The 4,592-nt window shown below is 29.4% G+C and carries 6 protein-coding genes; all 6 read left to right on the forward strand.

What is annotated here, in order from left to right:
• A partial coding sequence (locus RSC72_RS15750) for a DNA methyltransferase (RefSeq protein WP_332578669.1) occupies positions 1-786 on the forward strand: 786 nt, incomplete at its 5' end.
• 1 nt (position 787) lies between these two features.
• The gene (locus tag RSC72_RS15755) at positions 788-1,657 is read left to right on the forward strand and encodes a hypothetical protein (RefSeq protein WP_332578670.1); all 870 of its coding nucleotides are present in this window, start codon (positions 788-790) and stop codon (positions 1,655-1,657) included.
• Positions 1,658-1,918: 261 nt separating this feature from the next.
• Positions 1,919-2,725 carry a DUF6291 domain-containing protein gene (locus RSC72_RS15760; protein ID WP_332578671.1) on the forward strand — a complete coding sequence of 269 codons (807 nt, stop codon included), beginning with the start codon at positions 1,919-1,921 and terminating at the stop codon, positions 2,723-2,725.
• Positions 2,712-3,269: a hypothetical protein gene (locus tag RSC72_RS15765; RefSeq protein WP_332578672.1), complete on the forward strand. Its 558-nt coding sequence runs from the start codon at positions 2,712-2,714 to the stop codon at positions 3,267-3,269. Before RSC72_RS15760 ends, RSC72_RS15765 begins: the two co-directional genes overlap by 14 nt.
• Positions 3,269-4,075, forward strand: a complete 807-nt coding sequence (locus RSC72_RS15770; RefSeq protein ID WP_332578673.1) for an AAA family ATPase — start codon at positions 3,269-3,271, stop codon at positions 4,073-4,075. Before RSC72_RS15765 ends, RSC72_RS15770 begins: the two co-directional genes overlap by 1 nt.
• 1 nt (position 4,076) lies before the next feature.
• On the forward strand, positions 4,077-4,592 hold a 516-nt coding region (locus RSC72_RS15775; RefSeq protein WP_332578674.1), incomplete at its 3' end, for an NUMOD4 domain-containing protein.

Genomic DNA, 4,592 nt, shown 5'->3' on the forward strand with positions numbered 1-4,592 from the left:
GGAAGAATAAACGCAGTACATTGTACTGATGTTTTTGATAATACCTGCCGACTTTGGGATTTTCCTCACGAAATAATTAGGATTCACGAAAAGTACGGATTTGAATACAGAAATAGGATTACAATTTGGAAAGAGCCATTAAAAGTAAGAATGCGTACAATGGTACAATCTTTAATGCATAAATTTATTGTTGAGGATTCAACAAAATGTTTTACCGCAATGCCTGATTATGTTTTAATTTTTACTAAAAAAGGAGAAAATAAAGTTCCTGTAACTCACGAACACGGTTTAAAGCATTATTTTGGTGAAACTCCAATTTTACCAAATATTTTACGAGCTTGGAATAACGCAAATGATTCTAAATTAAATGAAAGTCAATTATGGTCATATCTTAATGAAAAGTACGACAACGCAACCGATCCAAAAACAAATAAATTAAGTCATTATATTTGGCAACGTTATGCATCAAGTGTTTGGGATGATATTAGAATTGATAACGTTCTTCCTTTCAGAGATGGAAAAGACCCAGATGACGAAAAACACGTACACCCTCTACAATTAGATGTAATTGATAGAATTGTAGAATTATATTCCAATCCGGGAGAAGTTGTTTTAACTCCTTTTATGGGAGTAGGTAGCGAGGTTTATAGTCCTGTTTCTTTAGGTCGTAAAGCAATTGGCATTGAATTAAAAGATAGTTACTTTAAACAAGCTATAATGAACTTGAAAGAAACTCCAAAAAGGTTTTACAAATCAAAACCTGAAGAATTAAATTTTAACATTTAACATGAGTACCACAATAAACCAAGAAGTAATAAAAGCCCGTGAAGTAGTAGCGGGCTATAAAGAACTAAACAAAGGCACTAAAGAAGTTTTATCAACTTACGACCCCATATTAAGATTGCGTGTTTTTAAAAAAGAATCGATTGACCCACGTAGCAAAGAATTTACAAAGCTATACGGCAAAAAAGAAAAGAAAGAAAAGCCTGTTAAAGCTGTTAAATTTGTTGCGCCAACCATTGACAAGACAAAGAAGAAAAAAGCAGTTAAAAAGGTTGTTTTTAAGCCTAAAAAAGAGCCTAAGCCACGATATGTAAAAGTAGCGGTAGACAAGAGAAAAGAAAAAGTGTTTAATCCTTATTCTGTCGCCTCAAAAGTTTATTCACTTTACGAAAAGAAAAAATCAGTCAAAGAAATTTGCGCTGAATTAAATTTACAAGCACACCAAGTTAACCAGGCAATTCGTAACAGAAAAACACAGTTAGGAATTGAATTTGAAAGAAGACGAATTTACAAAACAGAAGATTTTTTAGAGCAGTATTTTTTAGGCAAAAGTTATTCCGATGTTAAATCATTATTCAAATGTAAGATTGATACGATTTACTTTCATGTAAAGAAAATAAAGGCTGATAGGACGCCTGAAATGATTGAGTTAGAGAAACAGCATATATTGGATATTTGCAAGGCTAAAATGGAAGATAACGGATGTGATTATTTTAAAGCGCCTCAAGTTTCATCATCATTCAATAAGCCAAAATACTTTTTAACAACGCCTGAAATAAATATCTACATTGATGAACTTATTTATGAAGGTCGTATTTTAGAACTCGACAACGAGAAAGAAAGAAAAAATAAAAAATTATCCTTGCGTAATTAAAAATAAAGACGTAATATTGTATCAGAATAGCGGTTGAAAAATACCGCTTTTATTAAACTAAAAAAGTTAAAAAAGTTAACTTATGAAAAAAGAAATAAGATTAGATTTATATACACAAACTGAATATGCGAAAAAAATTTGCAAATCAGTTCCTTATGTGAATAAACTCATAAAAGAAGGTAAAATTAACACAGTAACAGTTAATGGAACTATTCTAATTAAGATATAATTTTTGGCTTTAAATTGTAAAGATTTTTAACTATGGCAAAAGACGATAATTCAGTTATATTTTTAAAAGATTGGAAATTATTGATTCAATCGCTTTCATCTGAAAACCAATTATATTTTTGGGAACTATTTACAGCTTACGAATATCAATCAGAACAAGAATGTAATAATGATTATGTTAAGCCTATTTGGAATTTTGTTAAATCACAGTTAGACAATATGAAAGAAAAATATATTAATAAAACAGTGAAAGCCAATCAGATAAACGGAGCAAAAGGAGGTAGACCTCCAAAAACCCAAATAAACCCAAATAACCCAATGGGTTTTTATAAAACCCAAATAACCCCTAAAGATAAAGATAATAACAATGATAATATAAAAGATAAATATAATAATGCTCTTTTATTTGAAATTAAAAATTTCAAATCGTTCTATTCTTCATTTGAATTCAACAAACAGTATTTCCATATCGCTTATAAATTTTGGGAAATGTGGAAAGAAGAAAATCCAAACAATGTTACAATTAAAAAAGCTAAGTTGGTAAACTGGTACGAAACAATAAGGCTAATTATAGAAGTTGATAAACAAAAAATCGAAAGGTTGATAGCTGTTTATAAATACTTTCAAAAATGCCAAAGTAAAGATCCTGGTTTTAGAGATTTTTGGTTTAAAACAGTTAAGAGTGTTGGAGGTTTAAGAGATACAAACAACAAAGGAGAATATAGGCTTGACAAAATAGCTGATGAAGTAAACGACAAAATAGAAAAAGACGAAATGTTCGGACGATTAGTTGAAAAATCAATAAATGACTTTAAAAAATATTCCAATGAATGCAATTAAATATTTCCATAATAGATTTTCATACGCTATAAAAACAAATGGCACAATTAAAGTTAATCAACAAGACATTGAAGCCGTAAACAAATTAGTAGAATTTGAGAAAAAACGAAATACCGATTTAGAGGACGCTTTATTGCTTTATTTTATTTTTTGGCAGTACAGTATAGAAAATGAAAATAACAAGCTAAAAATAGCAAATAAGACGGCTAAATATCCATTAGGAATAAACAATCCATTACGTGTTTTAGAAAACTTATCAAAACGGTTAGATTGCAAAGATTATATCATTAAAAAAATAGTTCATGAACTTTGGATTTACCAAGAATACGAAAGAGTGTATCAAGATCAAGAATTATACAAACAAGAAATTAAAAACGATGTTTGGGAGAAACATGGCATTTATTCAATATTGAAAATTACACATCAGCAAAAAATACCTATTCCGAAAGATGAAAAAATACGATATGAAGAGGTAAAAGAAATTTTAGAAAAAGCATTAATTACGGCAAAAGAAGATTTTGAAAAAATAAAAACATTGATGTGATGGAAAAGTTAATATTTGATTTGCCTAACAATGAAATTATAAAAGAAGATATAAATCTTGATTCTTTTATTATTGATCCTAGTATTGAAATTGCAGAACCGATTCCGATACTATCAATAACTCAAAACGGTTATGATGTTCCAATATTTACAGAAGAAAATTTATCATTAATTTTCGGACCTGCTAAAAGCCGTAAATCAACATTAATAAAATCAATTTGCCAAGCAATTTTAAAAGGGCAAAATGAAAAAATGAAATCAACATATCATCGGAATAATGTAACAATAGTTGATACGGAGCAAGACCGTTATAGATGTTGGAAAATGACAAAAGTTTTAAAATACCTAACAGGTCGTAATGTTGATTATTATTCAATGGTAGGTACTAAAAAAGAACAAAAAAGGTTATTAGTAGAAAAACATCTTTCTGAAAATCCTGATTGCGGAATATTGATTTTAGATAATATTGTTCACTTTTTAAGAGACTTTAATAGTGTTGATGAATCCGCAGACCTTACTGAATGGTTATTATCAATTAAAGCTACATTTAACGTCCATATATTAATGATTTTGCATGAAAACGCTTCAGGTGGAGTAATTAAGCCAAGAGGTCATTTAGGAACTAATTTACTTAACCTTTGCGAAACTATTATTAAAATTCAAAAGAATGAAAATAACAAAGATGAAAGTATTGTTTCTGCATTCTTAACAAGAGGTAGAGATTTTGACGACTTTACAATAACAATGGACGGGCAAGGAACACCTTTCTTAAGCGATTTACAAGAGTATAGACAAAAAAAATATTAAAATGGATAATTTACAAGACTTACCAAATGAAATTTGGAAACGCATTCCAGGATATTCACTTTATGAAATATCAAATATGGGAAGGATAAAAACATTTAATCAATTTGGATGCGGTAGAACCGCTATTATGAAACCTGCATTAGATCCAAATGGATATTGGCGTACTATGTTAAAACGTGATTCAGATGGTAAGGTTCATACTATTAAAGTCCACCGATTAGTTGCAATTACTTTTATACCAAATCCTGAAAATAAACCACAAGTTAACCATATAAATTCAAAACCCGCTGATAACAGGCTTTCAAACTTAGAATGGGTCACAAGGTCTGAAAATATGATTCATGCACATAAATTTGGAAATAAAAGTTGTAAAGGCGAGAAAAATCCTGCAACTAATTTAACGGATGAAATAGTTTTAGAAATAAGAAGTAAATACACTTATGGAAGAAATGGTAAACCTAAACCAGGCGATGTTACAAGACAAATGTTATCTGATGAATATGGCGTAGGTATGCAC

Source organism: Algoriella sp. (genome assembly GCF_036647415.1).
Classification (GTDB): Bacteria; Bacteroidota; Bacteroidia; order Flavobacteriales; family Weeksellaceae; genus Empedobacter.

Coding starts and splice junctions, on each gene's coding strand:
- RSC72_RS15760 (WP_332578671.1), top strand. CDS start 1,919: ATGGCAAAAGACGATAATTCAGTTATATTTTTAAAAGATTGGAAATTA.
- RSC72_RS15755 (WP_332578670.1), top strand. CDS start 788: ATGAGTACCACAATAAACCAAGAAGTAATAAAAGCCCGTGAAGTAGTA.
- RSC72_RS15770 (WP_332578673.1), top strand. CDS start 3,269: ATGGAAAAGTTAATATTTGATTTGCCTAACAATGAAATTATAAAAGAA.
- RSC72_RS15765 (WP_332578672.1), top strand. CDS start 2,712: ATGAATGCAATTAAATATTTCCATAATAGATTTTCATACGCTATAAAA.